The sequence below is a fragment of the Gemmatimonadales bacterium genome (assembly GCA_036500345.1).
In the GTDB taxonomy this organism is placed as follows: domain Bacteria; phylum Gemmatimonadota; class Gemmatimonadetes; order Gemmatimonadales; family GWC2-71-9; genus Palsa-1233.
This window is the reverse complement of sequence record DASYCE010000028.1, coordinates 23,966-38,246: the sequence shown is the minus strand read 5'-3', so window position 1 is coordinate 38,246 and position 14,281 is coordinate 23,966. Positions and strand designations below refer to the sequence as shown.

Annotated in this window: 11 protein-coding genes; 10 read left to right on the top strand and 1 reads right to left on the bottom strand. The window is 65.3% G+C overall.

Annotated elements, in window-relative coordinates:
* Nucleotides 1–15 precede the first annotated feature (15 nt).
* The 10 genes from VGM20_12750 (at nucleotide 16) to VGM20_12705 (ending at nucleotide 11,785) form a co-directional block, all read left to right on the top strand.
* Nucleotides 16–1,368, top strand: coding sequence for a hypothetical protein (locus VGM20_12750; GenBank protein ID HEY4101734.1), 1,353 nt, complete (start codon nucleotides 16–18; stop codon nucleotides 1,366–1,368).
* Nucleotides 1,365–2,471 (top strand): carboxylate-amine ligase, encoded by a 1,107-nt coding sequence (locus tag VGM20_12745; GenBank protein HEY4101733.1) that lies wholly within the window; start codon nucleotides 1,365–1,367, stop codon nucleotides 2,469–2,471. The genes VGM20_12750 and VGM20_12745 overlap by 4 nt, the downstream gene beginning before the upstream one ends.
* The gene (locus tag VGM20_12740) at nucleotides 2,471–3,226 is read left to right on the top strand and encodes a gamma-glutamyl-gamma-aminobutyrate hydrolase family protein (protein HEY4101732.1); all 756 of its coding nucleotides are present in this window, start codon (nucleotides 2,471–2,473) and stop codon (nucleotides 3,224–3,226) included. The genes VGM20_12745 and VGM20_12740 overlap by 1 nt, the downstream gene beginning before the upstream one ends.
* A complete protein-coding gene (locus tag VGM20_12735) occupies nucleotides 3,226–4,254 on the top strand; it encodes a hypothetical protein (protein ID HEY4101731.1) in 1,029 nt (342 codons plus the stop codon). Before VGM20_12740 ends, VGM20_12735 begins: the two co-directional genes overlap by 1 nt.
* Nucleotides 4,255–4,365: 111 nt before the next feature.
* Complete coding sequence (locus VGM20_12730) at nucleotides 4,366–5,079, top strand: creatininase family protein (protein ID HEY4101730.1); 714 nt, start codon at nucleotides 4,366–4,368, stop codon at nucleotides 5,077–5,079.
* Entirely contained in the window at nucleotides 5,076–6,104 is a 1,029-nt protein-coding gene (locus VGM20_12725) for a 2-dehydropantoate 2-reductase N-terminal domain-containing protein (GenBank protein HEY4101729.1), read from the top strand. The genes VGM20_12730 and VGM20_12725 overlap by 4 nt, the downstream gene beginning before the upstream one ends.
* The gene (locus tag VGM20_12720) at nucleotides 6,101–6,868 is read left to right on the top strand and encodes an SDR family NAD(P)-dependent oxidoreductase (protein ID HEY4101728.1); all 768 of its coding nucleotides are present in this window, start codon (nucleotides 6,101–6,103) and stop codon (nucleotides 6,866–6,868) included. Before VGM20_12725 ends, VGM20_12720 begins: the two co-directional genes overlap by 4 nt.
* Nucleotides 6,865–8,250 (top strand): dipeptidase, encoded by a 1,386-nt coding sequence (locus VGM20_12715; protein HEY4101727.1) that lies wholly within the window; start codon nucleotides 6,865–6,867, stop codon nucleotides 8,248–8,250. Before VGM20_12720 ends, VGM20_12715 begins: the two co-directional genes overlap by 4 nt.
* Nucleotides 8,247–9,680, top strand: coding sequence for an APC family permease (locus VGM20_12710; GenBank protein HEY4101726.1), 1,434 nt, complete (start codon nucleotides 8,247–8,249; stop codon nucleotides 9,678–9,680). Before VGM20_12715 ends, VGM20_12710 begins: the two co-directional genes overlap by 4 nt.
* Complete coding sequence (locus VGM20_12705) at nucleotides 9,677–11,785, top strand: CocE/NonD family hydrolase (GenBank protein ID HEY4101725.1); 2,109 nt, start codon at nucleotides 9,677–9,679, stop codon at nucleotides 11,783–11,785. Before VGM20_12710 ends, VGM20_12705 begins: the two co-directional genes overlap by 4 nt.
* Before the next feature lie 105 nt (nucleotides 11,786–11,890).
* On the opposite strand, the gene VGM20_12700 is transcribed toward VGM20_12705, so the two are convergent.
* On the bottom strand, nucleotides 11,891–14,242 hold the full coding sequence (locus VGM20_12700; protein HEY4101724.1) for a DUF5916 domain-containing protein: 2,352 nt from the start codon (nucleotides 14,240–14,242) through the stop codon (nucleotides 11,891–11,893).
* Nucleotides 14,243–14,281 lie beyond the last annotated feature (39 nt).

The window sequence follows — 14,281 nt, the reverse complement described above, 5'->3', positions numbered from 1 at the left end:
TTGGGGATCGCCGCGGTGAATAACGATCCGATCAGCGCATGGCACGACGCCCTGACTGATGAGCTCGCGATCGAGTCGGCGGAGTGGCTCGCCGCGCGCCAACTCGAACGGGGCCTCGCCTTCGGCGATCGGCCGCTCTGCACGGTGGTTCGTCCACGCCTGATGCGCGAGAACGAATACGCGGCGCTTCGCGGGGTGTCGGCCGACCTGCTCGCGGCGTTCAGGGTGATCGGCGACGCAGCGCTGACCGACGCCGATTTTCGGGGGCAATTCCGGTTGAACGACTGGGAAGTGACCCTTCTCGAATCGTCACCCGCGCTCCGGACGATCGCCCCGCTGTCGCGACTCGATGCGTTCGTCGACCCGGCGGATGGCGTGGTACAGATCACCGAGTACAACGCCGAAACACCGGCGGGAACCGGGTACTGCGACGTGCTGACCGAGCTCTTTCTCGCCATGCCGGCGATGCGGCGGTTCAGCACGGACTGGGTGGTGAAGCCGCTCTTTGCGCGGCATCATCTCTTCAACACGCTGCTCGAGACCTGGCACGCCTTCCGTGGCGTGCGGACGTTGCCGTCGATCGCCATCGTCGACTGGCACGACGTTCCGACGGTCCCGGAGTTCCGGATCTGCCAATCGTATTTCCAGTCGATGGGATGCGACTGCGCAATCACCACCCCGGACGCGCTGACCTATGAAGGCGGGGAGCTGCGCGAGGCGGGCGGGATGGTGGTCGACCTGGTATACAAGCGCGTCCTGATTCACGAATTGATCGAGGAATGCGGACTCGGCCATCCGCTGGTGCGCGCCGTCGTCGATGGCGCCGTCTGCATGGTGAACCCGTTCTCGTGCAAACCGCTGCACAAGAAGGCGTCGCTCGCGGTGCTGACCGACGAGCGCAATGCGCGATTGTTCAGTGGGCCGCAGCGGGAGGCGATCGCGCGGCACGTGCCATGGACCCGGGTGGTCGAGGAACGCTCCACGACGATCGGCGGCGCGGAGATCGATCTCGTCGAATGGATCGGCGCGCACCGCGATCACCTCGTGCTCAAGCCGAACGACGACTATGGCGGATCGGGAATCGTCCTCGGCTGGGAAGTCGACCCGTCGGAATGGGAGATCGCCGTGACGCGCGCACTTGCCGAACCATACGTGGTGCAACGCCGGATCACCCTGCCGTCGGAGCCGTTTGCGGCGGTGATCGACGGGCTGGTGACCCGCGACGACAGGATCGTCGACACCGCGCCGTTCTGCTGGCACGGCGCCTGGGCCGACGGGATGCTGTCGCGGATCTCCACGTCGACGCTGGTCAATGTCACCGCGGGCGGCGGTTCGACCATTCCCACTTTTGTCGTGGAGCCGCGATGAAGGCACCGTCACTGACGATCGGAATCGAAGAGGAATACCAGATCATCGACCCGGCGACGCGCGAGTTGCGCTCGTATATCACGGAGATCCTGCAGGAAGATTCGGTGCTGCTCGGTGAAGTGAAGCCCGAACTGCATCAATCGATGGTGGAGATCGGCACCAAGATCTGCCACACCGCGGGCGAAGTGCGTACCGAGCTGATTCGCCTGCGGCGGCTGGTGATGGATCTCGCCGCGAAAAACGGGCTCGTCATCGCGGCCGCGGGTACGCATCCGTTCTCGTCGTGGATCGAGCAGGAGATCACCCCGCTCGAGCGCTACATCGGCGTGAAGGAGGATCTGCAGGAACTGGCGCAGTCGCTGCTCATCTTCGGCACGCACGTCCACATCGGGATCGAGGACCCGGACTTCCGCATCGACGCGATGAATGTCTGCCGGTATTTCCTGCCGCACGTGCTGGCATTGTCGACGTCGTCACCGTTCTGGATGGGCCGCAACACCGGGCTCAAGTCGTACCGGAGCATTGTCTTCCGCTCCTTCCCCCGCACCGGAATCCCGCGGACGATGGCGTCGTGGTCGGACTACCAGGAGTTCGTCGACGTCATGGTCGCGACCGGCTCGATTCCCGACGCAAGCAAGCTCTGGTGGGACGTGCGGCCGCATCACAAGTTCCCGACGCTCGAGTTCCGGGTGTGCGACGTCTGCACTCGCGTGGACGAAGCGGTGGCGATCGGCGCGATCTTCCAGGCGATCATCGCGAAGCTGTGGAAACTGCGCCGCGACAACATGACGTGGCGCCAGTACTCGCCGAATCTGATCGAGGAGAACAAGTGGCGCGCGTTGCGGTTCGGGCTCGATGGACGGATGATCGATTTCGGTCACGCCAAGGAGCTGCCGGCGCGTGACCTGATTCGCGAATTGATCGAGTGGTTCATCGGCGACATCGTCGACGAGCTCGGCTCGCGCAGGGAAGTGGAGTACGCCTTCCGGATGCTGGAGGGGGGGACGAGCGCCGATCGGCAGCTGGCGACCTTCCGCGCCACCGGCGACCTCAAGGCAGTCGTCGATCAGTTGGTGCGCGAGACCGCCGAGGGAGTGCTGTGATGCGATCGAGGCCGGTGATCGGGGTCACCACCCAGACACTTCAGGTGATTGATGGCGTCCCCGCCGACCTCCCGCCGTCGTGGGTGATGAACCAGCACTATGTCCGCGCGCTCACCCATGCCGGCGGCGCGCCGGTGCTGGTGCCGCTGATTGCGGGAGATGAAGCGGCGTTGCGTGCGGTGTACGACGGGCTGCTGGGAATCGTCTTTCCGGGCGGCGTGGACATCGACCCCGAAGTCTACGGCGCGGCGCGTGGCGGGCGGCTCGATCGGCTCGACGCTGATCGCGACGCGACGGAGTTGATGCTGGCGAAATGGGCGCTCGACGACGGGAAGCCGGTGCTCGGGCTCTGCCGCGGCATCCAGCTGTTGAACGTCGCGGCGGGCGGGACGCTCTGGCCGGATCTCGCGCACGATCGGCCGGAATCGGCGAAGCACGATTTCTTCCCGAGTCAGGGATTTGCGCGAAACCATCTGGCGCATCCGGTCGACGTGAAGCCCGATACGCGCCTCGCCCATGCGCTGCAGGGTCGCCTGCGCGTGATGGTCAACTCGATGCATCATCAGGGCATTCGTGAACTCGGGGATGGTATGGTCGCCACCGCGGTGGCGCCGGACGGCGTGATCGAAGGGCTCGAGCTCACCGGAGATGCGTTTGCCGTTGGCGTGCAGTGGCATCCCGAAATGTTTGCCAGTGGAGATGACGCGGCGGGGAGGTTGTTCGAGGAGTTCGTCGCGGAGGCGCAAGCCGCGTGATGCGACGCGCCATTGCCATCGCCGCTCTCTGCACCATTCCGCGGCTCGCCATGGCGCAGTCCCGCCCGTCGGGGACGCTGGTCGTCGCCAACATGAACGACAACACCGCGATGATTCTCGACGCGACAAGTGGCTCGGTGCGGGCCACGTTGCCCACCGGCAACGGGCCGCACGAGGTCGCAATATCCCGCGACGGCCGCTGGGCGCTGGTGAGCAACTACGGCGCGCGAGGACAGCCCGGCAATACGCTCACCGTCATCAACATTGCCGCGCGCACGGTCGACCGCACCATCACGCTCGAAGGGTACCAGCGACCGCACGGAATGACCTTCCTGCCTGGCGATACCGTTGTCGCGGTCACCTGCGAAACCCGCGGAGCGGTTCTGCTGGTCGACTTTCGCAGCGGAGCGGTGCTCAGGACGCTCCCGACCTCGGGTCGCGCGCCGCACATCGTCGCATCGACCGCGGCCGGTGATCGCCTCTACACCGGCAATATCGGCAGCGGCACGGTGGCGATCATCGACCCCGCGAGCGGTGATTCGGCACAGGTCGTGAAGGTCGCGCGCCAGCCGGAAGGAGTCACGGTGGCGGCGGACGGCAGGAGCGTGTGGGCAGGAAGCAATGTCGACAGCGTGGTGATGGTCGTCGATCCCCACCGCGGTGCCGTGGTCGATACCCTGCGGGGCTTCGGCCTGGCGTATCGCATCGCGATCACCCCCGACAGCAGGATCGCGGTGATCACCGATCCGGTACGCGACGAAGTGCGCCTGTACGATGTGCCGACGCGAACGCTGCGCCGCACGCTGAAGATTGCCCCTGACTCCCTGGTACCAACCGCCGAAGTCGCCGGCTCAGCATCGCCGGAAGGCGTCACGACCTCTCGCGATTCCCGATTCGCCTTCGTGACGTTGCAGGGGCGCAACCGGGTCATCACGATCGATCTCGCGACGAACGAGATCATCAACACCGCCGTCATCGGGACGTGGTCCGATGGGATCGGATACTCGCCCATTCCCGCACCTGATTGAAACGGCATGGCCAAACGCGCGGACCGCTCACGCCGAGCCCTTACCTCTCCGCCCTATCCCGCCTATTCTCCCTCGCTTCCAAATACAACCAATCGGACCCGGACTATTCCCGTGCGCATCAGCGACATGAACTGGATGCAGGTCGAGGCGTATCTCAAGCACGACGATCGCGCCGTCCTTCCCCTCGGCAGCACCGAACAGCATTCCCATCTCCGCCTCACCGTCGACTGCATCCTCCCGGAGCGAGTCGCCGCCGACGCCGCCGAACCGCTCGGGATCCCGGTCTTTCCGGTGCTTTCGTACGGCGTCACTCCGTATTTCCGGGAGTTTCCCGGGTCGATCTCGATTCGAGTCGAAACACATCTCGCGATGGTGCGCGACATTCTTGACGGAATGGCCCACAGCGGCTTCCGCAGGATCATGCTCTGCAACGGCCACGGCGGGAACGGCGCGGCGCAGCAGTTCGCCCAGGAATGGGCGGCGGACCACCCCGGCTGCAAGGTTCTCTTCCACAACTGGTGGAACGCCCCGAGGACTTGGGCCAAGGTGCAGGAGATCGACCCGGTCGCCTCGCATGGCTCGTGGATGGAGAACTTCCCGTGGACCCGCCTTCCGGGCGTGACGATGCCGACCGCGGGGCGGCCGATGGTCGACATGCTCAGGGTGCGGATGACCGACCCGAAAGGGATGCGTTCCCTGATTCCCGATGGAAATTTCGGGGGCCGGTACGAGCGCCCCGACAGCGAACTGCTGGCACTCTGGGAGGTCGCGGTGCAGGAAACGCGGGCGCTCCTGGACGGTTCGTGGGGCGGTAGCGCGTCGTGACGACCAAGAGCCGGTCGCTGATCTGGGGGGCCGGCGCGATCGGTGGAACGATCGGCGCCTTCCTTGCCCGCGCCGGCCACGACGTGACGCTGGTCGACAACGTCGCCGAGCACGTTGACGCGATCAACCGTTCCGGGCTTCGCATCACCGGACCGATCGCCGACTTCACCGCCACGGCGCCGGCGTGGACCCCCGATACCATTCGCGGATCGTGGGACACGATCGTCCTCGCCACCAAGGCACAGCACACGGTCCCCGCGGTGCAGGCCCTGCTGCCACACCTCACCGATTCCGGAGCCATTGTCTCGGCGCAGAACGGCTTGAACGAACTCGAGATCGCGACGATCGCCGGCGAACGGCGAACCGTTGGATCGTTCGTCAACTTCGGCGCCGACTATATCGAGCCCGGCGTGCTCCTCTACGGCGGCCGCGGCACGGTCACGGTGGGCGAAGCGTTCGGGCCGCCAGCATCACGAATCTCGCCGCGCGTGAGCGCGCTGCGCGACGCGTGGCGCGATTTCGACGAGCGCGCCTTCACCACCGACAACATCTTCGGCTATCTGTGGGGGAAGGAAGCATACGGCGCGATGCTGTTCGCCACCGCGCTCACCAACGATTCGATCGCCGACGCGCTGGCGCGGCCGGAATACCGGCACCTCTACATCGCGCTGGCGCGGGAAATCCTGGCGGTTGCGAAGGCACGCGGAATTCGCCCGGAAGCGTTCGACGGATTCGATCCGGCGGCGTATCTCCCCGACGCGCCGACGGGGGCCGCGGAGCAGTCGCTTGACCATCTCGTGGCACACAATCGCAAATCGGCGAAGACCCACAGCGGCATCTGGCGCGACCTCGCCATCCGGAAGCGCCCCACCGAAGTGCACGCGCAACTCGGCATCGTCGTGACCCTCGGCGCGGAGAGCGCCGTTGCCACGCCGTTGACGTCGCGCGTGGTCACGCTGATCGGTGACATCGAGCGTGGCATCCGGCCGCTCGCTCTCGACAACCTCGACACACTGGCCTCATGAATCTCGATTTCAATGGAAAAACCGCGATCGTCACCGGCGCGGCTCATTGCTTCGGGCGCGCCATCGCGGTGGCACTCGCGCAACATGGCGCTGCCGTCTGGGCGTGCGACGTGCTCGCCGACGAGGTGGCCGAGACGGAACGGCTTTGCCGGTCAGTGGGCGGCGAGTGCACCGGTCGCATCGTCGACGTGAGCAGCACGAGCGCCGTCAACCAGGTTGTCGCTGATGCGTCGAGGGCCGCGGGACAGGTCCACATCCTCGTCAACAACGCCGGCGGTGTACTGGGCCAGGTGGGGCAGCCGCTCGAAGAAGTCACTCCCGCACAATGGCAGGCGATCTTCGACGTAAACGTGAGCGGCGCGTTCTACTGCACCCAGGCGGTGGCTCCCGGGATGAAGCGCGGCAACTTCGGCCGCATCGTCAACATCTCGAGCGGCGCCGGTCTCGGCATTTCACTCACCGGCATCCAGGCGTATGCATCGGCCAAGGCGGCGCAGATCGGCCTCACCCGGCAGCTGGCGCACGAACTCGGGCCGTGGGGGATCACCGTCAACAACATCGCGCCGGGATTTGTCCGGTCGAATCCCACGACGGAGCGGCAGTGGGAATCGTACGGTGCCGAGGGACAGCGGGCACTCATCGACAAGATCGCGCTCAAGCGGCTCGGGTCGGTGGATGACATCTCCAACGGTGTGCTCTTCTTTGCATCGGAATCCATCGGCTGGGTGACCGGACAGGTCCTCTCGATCGACGGCGGAAAGTGACCGCGATCGACGCCGTTCTCGCGCAGCTCGCGGCGAATCACGACCGCATTCTCGGCGAGCTCGTGGAATTCGCGTCGATTCCAAGCGTGAGCACCGATCCCGCCCATGCTGCCGACGTCAACACCGCCGCCGCGTGGGTCGCGGCAAAGCTCGAGCGTGCCGGCCCGCTCACCGTGAAGATCATGCCGACGCCGGGCGCGAGCATCGTCTACGCCGAATGGCTCGGCGCGCCGGGCGCACCGACGGTGCTGGTCTACGGGCACTACGATGTGCAGCCGGAAGATCCGATCGAGTTGTGGGAGTCGCCGCCGTTCCGGCCCACGCTGCGCGACGGTCGCCTGTACGCGCGCGGCGTCTCCGATGACAAGGGACCGATGCTGATCCCGATCAAGGTCGCCGAGGCGTTCTTCGCCGTGCAGAAGGCGCTGCCGATCAACGTGAAGTTCCTGATCGAGGGCGAAGAGGAGATCGGGTCGCGCCACCTCGAGGGGTTCGTGGTACAACATCGCGAGATGCTCGCGGCCGATGTCCTGGTCTCGGCCGACGGCGCGATGTGGCGGATCAACGAACCGTCGTTGACGGTGGCGAATCGCGGCCTGGCGGGGCTCGAGCTCACGCTGCGCGGGGCGGCGAAGGACCTCCATTCAGGTCGTCATGGCGGCAGCGTCGCGAATCCGTTGCATGCGATGGCCCGATTGATCGCGTCGTTGCACGACGTGAATGGGCGCATCGCCGTGGCGGGTTTCTACGATCGCGTGCGCGAGCTCAGTATGGCGGAACGCGCCGACATTGCCGGGTTGCCGTTCGACGAGTCATCGTATCTCGCCCAGGTCGGTGCTCCCGCGGCGATCGGCGAGGCGGGGTACACGACGCTCGAACGCCAGTGGACTCGCCCCACGCTCGAACTCAACGGGATGTGGGGCGGCTACCAGGGCCCGGGGCAGAAGACCGTCGTTCCGTCGGCGGCGCACGCCAAGATCACCTGCCGACTGGTCCCCGACCAGGAGCCGGACGAGATCGTCGCACTGGTCACCCGTCACCTCGAGGAGCATCTCCCTCCCGGCGTGACACTCACCGTGCGCCCCGCCGATCACGGTGCCCGGCCGGCGCACATCGATCGTGATCACCCGGTTCTCAAGGCCGCGGCCGGAGCGCTCGCTGCCACTTACGGGGTGGCTCCGTTGATCGTTAGAATGGGTGGGACCGTCCCCCTCGCCGAAATCTTCCAGCGTCTCATGGGGTTGGATACCGTGTACTTCTCGTTCTCCACCGGCGACGAAGACTTCCACGCGCCCAATGAATTCTTCCGCGTGCACCGCCTGCACGAGGGGCTCGCCTCGTGGGCGCGGCTCTGGCAGGCGCTCGGCGAGGGGGTGGCATGAGTCTGGCCCAGGAAGAGGCGCGAGTCGAAGCGCATAGCGCCGAGCTCAAGAAGGAGCTCGGCGTCCGCGACCTGGCACTGACACAGATCCTCTTCATCATCGGCCTCACCTGGATCGGCGTCGCCGGCAAGCTCGGCCCGTCGCATGTGGTCTTCTGGATGCTCGCGCTCATCCTGTTCTACGTGCCGATGACGGCCGTCGTGATCTACCTCAACCAGCTGATGCCGCTCGAAGGCGGCCTCTATCAGTGGGCGAAGCTCGGGTTCAATCCGACCGTGGGATTTCTGCTGGCGTGGAATCTCTGGCTCTACGTGATCCTCTTCACGTCCGAGATCGGGATCCAGTGCGCCACCTATCTGGCGTATGCCATCGGACCGAGTGCCGCGTGGATGACGTCGAGCACCTGGTTCGTCGCGCTGTCGTCGGCGATCATCCTCACGCTGATGGCCGTTGCCGCGACGATCGGCCTCGCGGTCGGCAAGTGGGTGCACAATGTCGGCGGCGTCTTCATGCTGATCATCTTCGGCGCGCTGATCATCCTGCCGTTCATCGGGCTCGCCAGCGGCCACCTGCACGAGTTCCACCCGTTCCGGACCGAGATGCCGAAGCTGTCGCTCTACAATCTCAACATCCTCGGCAAGCTCGGCTTCGGCGCCCTTGGCGGCTTCGAGTACATCGCCATCCTCGCTGGCGAGACGCGGGCGCCGGCGAGCGCGATGCGCAAGTCGGTGTACATCGCCGCGCCGATCATTGCGATCCTCTTCATTCTGGGTACGGCGACGGTCGTCGCCTACGTCCCGACCAACGACATCGACCTCGTCGGCCCGATGCCGCAGGTCCTCCGCATCGGCTTCGGTCCGTTCGGCATTGCGGGAGCCCTGGTGACGATCGCGATCCTGATGACGCTCGCCATGCGCGTCGCCCAGCTCAGCGTCTCGTTCACCGCCGTCACGAGGCTCCCGATGGTGGCGGGATGGGATCGCCTCCTGCCGGCGTCATTCAGCAAGCTGCATCCGCGGTATCGCACGCCGGTCAATTCGATCGTGCTGGTGGCGATCTGCGCCTTCGTCGTCTCGCTGCTCAGTCTCGTCGGCACCGGCCAGGCGGAAGCATTCCAGCTCCTCTTCAACGCCGGCGGGATCTTCTACGCGCTGACCTATGTCGTGATGTTCGCGATTCCGATCTTCGGATTGCGCGGCGTCTCGCCACGGCCATCGCGGTTCCTGCGGGTGGCATCCTGGTCGGGGCTGCTGATGACCGTTCTCTACGTGGTACTGTCGATCTTCCCGATCATCAACGTGCAGAGCGTGCTCGGGTTCGCGCTCAAGATCACGGCGATGATCGTGGTGATGAATCTGGTCGGTGTGGGAATCCTGATCGCCGCACAGCGGCGTTCGCAATCGATGCCTGAAACGGGGGTAGTGGCATGAAGGATCTGCATTGGCGTCACCGCGGTGCCCGCTGGCTCGCCGTGGTGCTCGTGCTCGCTGTGGCGACAACGACGCTCGCCGCGCGAAGCAATCGCCGCAACGGGAATCTCGCAGGCGAGTGGGATGTCTACATCGCGCTCAGCGCGAAACCGAAGTTCGGCTTCGAAGGGTGGCGGCGCATGGCGTTCGCCCATTTTGCCGCTGGCGACTCCGGGAATGTGGGGTTCATCGAACGGCGCACCGGTCAGCCGGTGCTCAAGGTCAACCAGGTGGCGCTGAACGGTGATTCGGTGATCCTGTCGCAGGATGGCAGCACGGTGATGCGCGCAGCATGGCACCGCGACACACTCGAGGGCGTCCTCTACACCGGCAATACGCCTCCGAATCGCCGCTACCGCTTCGTGCCGCGCTCAACGCCTGGTGTGGTCGAGAAGGACTATCAAGTCTGGAAGATGCCGGCGTCGGACTCGCAGTATGCCGTGATCTTCGATACGACCAGCACCATGACGATGCGAGACGGCGCCAAGCTGGAGACGTACATCGTCCGTCCCGCCGGCAACGGTCCCTTCGGCGTGGTAATGCAGCGCTCGCCGTACCGTGCAACCAATCCCGCGGCGGGACGCTGGTGGGCGGAGCGCGGATACATCTACGTGGGGCAGCTGGTCCGGTACCGCGGCAAGTCGAGCGGCAACCCCGCAGACTTCGGCGACTATGCCGCCGACATCCAGGACGGATACGACGCGGTCGAGGATGCCGCCAAGCTCCCCGGGAGCAACGGCAAGGTCGGGCTGATCGGTCACTCGGACGAAGGACGCCTGGCGTGGTACGCCGCCGTGAGCGCCCCGCCACATCTCGCGGCGATCGCACCGTCGGCAGCCACGACCGATCCGTGGAAGATCGAGCCGTACGCCGAGATGGCGTTCGGACCGATCAATGTGGACTGGGCATGCATGATGCAGGGAACGACGAAGAACACCGCTGATCTCGACATCGGCGAAGCGATCACCCACCTGCCGCTGTCGACGCTTCCGCAACGCCTCGGTTGCGGCGACGTGCCACTGTGGGATCGCTGGGTCGCGCACCCGACGCTCGATGCGTACTGGCGCTCACACGCGGCCACCACCTACATCGACAAGGTGAACGTCCCCGCGATGTCCCTTGCCGGCTGGCATGATGATTCGCGGGGGCCGATGGACTACACCGACGCGCTGCTCAAGGTCAAGAATCATCCGGCCTGGCACATCGTCATGGGGCTCGGCGCACACAAGGGGAATGATTACGTCGCCGGCGATTACGGCCCCGACGCACGCTACAACTATCGCGACCTGCAGATCCGGTGGTTCGATCACTACCTCCTCGGCCGGAACAACGGGGTCGACAAGCTCCCGCCGGTCGACATCTTCGTGCAAGGCGACAACGTGTGGCGGCAGGAAAGCGACTGGCCCCTGAAGGAACAGCACCTGACCAAGTGGTTTGTGTCGTCCGCCGGCAACGCGCACCTCAGCTCCGGGAATGGCGTGCTCGACTCGATGCCGCCGAAGGGCGCCGCATCCGATACCTTCACCTACAATCCCGGCGACCCGACGCCGTACCTGATCGACTCGCGTGAGCTGGAGGAGTCGCTCAACGAGGATTACACGCAGCTCAATGCTACCCGGCCCGATGAACTGGTGTTTACGTCGAAGCCACTGACGCGGCCCCTCGAAATCACCGGCGAAATGACGGCGACCGTCTGGGCGTCGAGTGACGCAAAGGACACCGACTGGGCGGTGATGCTGCTCGACGTCTTCCCGGACGGACATGCCGAACGAGTCCAGGATGGCTTCGTGCGAGCGCGGTTCCGGAAAGGAATGGACCACGGGGTGCCACTCGTGAAGGGGCAGCCGGAGGAGTACAACATGGGCCTCTGGTTCACATCGAAGGTGTTCGCGCCAGGTCACCGGCTCCGCGTGACGATCTCGTCGGCGCTCTTCCCCAAGTACGACCGCAACCTGAACACCGGGGGGAATAACGAGACCGATTCGACGTTCGTCCCGGCGCATCAACGAATTCTCCACGACGCGGCACATCCGACCTACGTGACGCTGCCGATCATCCCGCGGTAGGCTCGGCCAGTCGCCAAATCCCGGCGGCTCAGAATCAGAAGCGCGCGGACCAGGTGGTTCGCGCGCTTTCTGTTGCTGGTATCGCCGAGGTGATCACACTCCGCCTCACTGCCTTCGGAAGAGGTACGACACCTTGAGGAAGAACGAGCTCTGCGTCGGGCCGAGCAGAGCGCGGCCGTCGAGATCCGGGCGCTGATCGACGGTGCCGTAACCCAGATATGCGACCGTTCCCGGATTCGGGAGGAAGGTGAAGAGAAAGTTCGTCTGCAGCACGCCGCTGGTGAACGCCGAGGCACGGGAATACGTCCCATCCGCCCCGCGAAGCACGATCGGGAGATTGGTCCGCGAATCGTCCCGCAACGAATCCTGATCGTTGAGCGCGTACTGCGAAATGACCCGGAGCTGAACCGCCCGCGAGAGCTGGTAGATCGCCGTGAAGACCGGCACGATCTGCGTCACCACCCGCGACCCGTCGCTCGGCCGGAAGACCTGGGTGTGGTTGTAGCTGAGATTGAAGCGGAGCTTGTCAGTCGGCTTGTAGTCCGCCGACAGCGACCCGGTGACGATTCGTCCCCGCGCCCATTCGAAGTAGTTCTCGTCGGTGAGCCCGCCGAGCACGAACATCGCGAAATCGAAGTGCCGCCACGCCGGAGTGTTGAACGACGCCACGTAATCGTGATTGGGGAGCCGGTCGTTGCCGCCGGTGAACGGCGTGATCGAACCGTCGGGGTGCAACAGTCCGTAGTTGGTGAAGATCGAAGGGTCGTAGCCGAAGCTCTCCTGGAAATACGAGAGCCCCGCAGCCCAGCCGCCCTGCATGCGCGCGTTCAGATTGAAGTGCAGGTACCGGTTCTGCATCGGGCCGCCATGGACCAGATCCTCGTAGGTCCAGTGCGCCGACGGGACGATCTCGAACGTGAGCGACTGGATGGCGCGATGCTGCCGGAGCCAGGTGTAGCTGGTGCTGAGCTGCGCGTTGCCGACACCCGCCTGGCCGATGAATCCCGAGCGCGTGATGAAATCCGGCGATATCCCCGAGAAGCCGTAGTTCATGCGGAAGTGGGCGCCGTCGCGGTGATATGAGACCGCCCACGCATCGCCGTTGTTGGTGGTGGTGCCGTTGTCGTCGTGCGCGAACGCGCCCTGGTACGCAATCGAGTTCACCTTGCCGAACACGATACGCCCGTCGAATCCACCGACCCGATTGGTCTCCGGGCCGTCGTGCTGCTCGGTCCACGCGAGGCCGACGCGTGACCCGGGACCGAGATCGCGGGCGAGCCGCGCAATGAGGAAGACCGGATTGTCGCCGAAGTTGGATGCGAGCCGGTCATCGACCGCGGCGAGGACACCGATCTGCGTCCCCAACGTCTTCCCGGTGAGCTTCGAGGCGAAGACCGGCTGCACGATCCGCCGGGTGTAGATCAGGCCGAACGGCGCGTCGAACTGTTCCGCGCCCTCGAGAAAGAAGGGGCGCTTTTCAGGATAGAAGATCGCCTGACGGGGATCGAAGGCGAATTGCGGGACGTCGCTTTCGACCTGCGAGAAGTCGGGATGCGCCGTCGCATTGAGCGTGAGGTTGTGGGTCAGCCCGTATCGGAGATCCCCACCGATCTGCGGTGACCCGCCGCTCGTTTGCCAGTCCCTGCTTCCGGGCGGCGGGCCGTAGTCGACGCGCGACGTCACGGTGGGGACGACATCGAGGACGTGCCCCGCATCGAGGTCGGTCAGTCCTTCGAGCTGGCCAGATTGGGCAAGAAACGACGATGCTCCGCGCCGCGTCGCCGTCCACGTCTGCTCTTCCCCGCTCCGCTGCACCACGCGCAAGACGTTGAGTCCCCACGTCTGGGTCTTCGCCTGCTGGAAGCGGATACTCCGGAACGGAATCCTGATCTCGACCTGGTATCCGTCCGGCGTGACATGCCCCTTTGATTCCCAGACGAAATCGGGGGAGAGATTTGGCGGCTGGCGCGTCTGCGTGGCACAGTTCGACATGCCGTTGCACGAGATCGATCCGTTCTCGTTCACCGCGCCGTCGCCCTGGATGCCGAGCGGATTGACGGCGAAGAGCGTCGCCTGCCGTCCGTCGTTGAATGTCGACAGGTAGATCTGCACGTTGTCGTCATTGAAGATCTGGTCGCGCGCCGCGACGGTGGCGTGCACCGCCCCGCTCTTGTCGAGCGCCTTGACCCCGATGTAGAGGGCGGTCGACGAATACCAGATCCGTACCTCGGTGGAATCGGACGCCGCAACGCCATCTACCGGGGTGAATTCCGAGAATCCGGTGAGAATCGCCGCCTGCTGCCACTGCGGCTCATCGAGCACCCCGTCGATCGTCGCCGCCCCGTCCAGCCTCGGCGGCTTGACTGCTGTCTGGCCGGCCCGGCCGGCGTAGACATGCGGATCTCCTGGGCCGGCTCCCTGGATCGAGCCGGCAAGCAACAATGCGAATGCGAGCATGGGCGGCGGTACGTGATTCTCCTGTGCCGGGTTTCTGCC

Bases quoted from the DNA above. Each gene is read 5' to 3' on its own strand.
- VGM20_12745 (HEY4101733.1), top strand. From the start codon at position 1,365: ATGAAGGCACCGTCACTGACGATCGGAATCGAAGAGGAATACCAGATC.
- VGM20_12740 (HEY4101732.1), top strand. From the start codon at position 2,471: ATGCGATCGAGGCCGGTGATCGGGGTCACCACCCAGACACTTCAGGTG.
- VGM20_12735 (HEY4101731.1), top strand. From the start codon at position 3,226: ATGCGACGCGCCATTGCCATCGCCGCTCTCTGCACCATTCCGCGGCTC.
- VGM20_12720 (HEY4101728.1), top strand. From the start codon at position 6,101: ATGAATCTCGATTTCAATGGAAAAACCGCGATCGTCACCGGCGCGGCT.
- VGM20_12710 (HEY4101726.1), top strand. From the start codon at position 8,247: ATGAGTCTGGCCCAGGAAGAGGCGCGAGTCGAAGCGCATAGCGCCGAG.
- VGM20_12705 (HEY4101725.1), top strand. From the start codon at position 9,677: ATGAAGGATCTGCATTGGCGTCACCGCGGTGCCCGCTGGCTCGCCGTG.
- VGM20_12700 (HEY4101724.1), bottom strand. From the start codon at position 14,242: ATGCTCGCATTCGCATTGTTGCTTGCCGGCTCGATCCAGGGAGCCGGC.